Raw genomic sequence first — 930 nt, 5'->3', positions numbered from 1 at the left:
GAGCGTGACTCGCATATTCATGGTAGCCATAATCGATGATTTCGTCAGGGAGGACTTGAATCTTAGCGCGGTAGTCCTTGTAACAGTTAGCAATGACTGTTGCTCAGACACCATAAAGGGTGACCTTCACGTCGCAAATATAGTTCTCGATAACGCCATAAACGTAGAGGTCTCTGGCGAACGCGTGGATTCTATCCTTGTAGGCGTTGTCCTAATTGCCAGTGGCAAACTCAACGGCAGCGCCACCGATGACTTCAAGGATGCCGTCTCATTCGGCAATAACGATTACGTTCTAACCACCACGACCGGTTAACCAGTAAATGGCATTACCGGTCTAAGACGTTAACCGAGCGTGACTCGCATATTCATGGTAGCCATAATCGATGATTTCGTCAGGGAGGACTTGAATCGCAGCGCGGTAGTCCTTGTAATGGTTAGAAATGACTGTTGTGTAGGCACCATAAAGGGCGACCTTCACGGCGCGAATATAATTCCCCATACCGACGTGGGAGTAAGGGCCTCTGGCGAACGCATAGATACTATCCTCGTAGCCGTTGTCCTAATTGTCAGTGGTAAACTCAACGGAAACGTCATCGATGACTTCAAGGATGCCGTCTCATTCGGCAATAACGATTACGTTCAAACCACCACGACCGGTTAACCAGTAAATTGCATTACCGTTCTGGGACGTTAACCGAGCGTGACTCGCATATTCATGGTAGCCATAATCGATGATTTCGTCAGGGAGGACTTGAATCGCAGCGCGGTAGTCCTTGTAATGGTTAGAAATGACTGTTGTGTAGGCACCATAAAGGGCGACCTTCCAAACGCGAATATAATTCCCCATACCGACGTGGGAGTAAGGGCCTCTGGCGAACACATGGGTTCTATCCTCGTAGCCGTTGTCCTAATTGTCATTGGTAAACTCAA

At 48.4% G+C, this 930-nt stretch carries 1 protein-coding gene; it reads left to right on the top strand.

Translation table 11 applies throughout. From position 1 onward, the window contains the following. A partial coding sequence (locus DGG96_RS21125; protein ID WP_205872640.1) for a hypothetical protein occupies nt 1-313 on the top strand: 313 nt, incomplete at its 5' end. Nucleotides 314-930: the final 617 nt, after the last annotated feature.

This window comes from Legionella qingyii (assembly GCF_003184185.1).
This window is presented reverse-complemented; position numbering and strand designations above follow the sequence as displayed.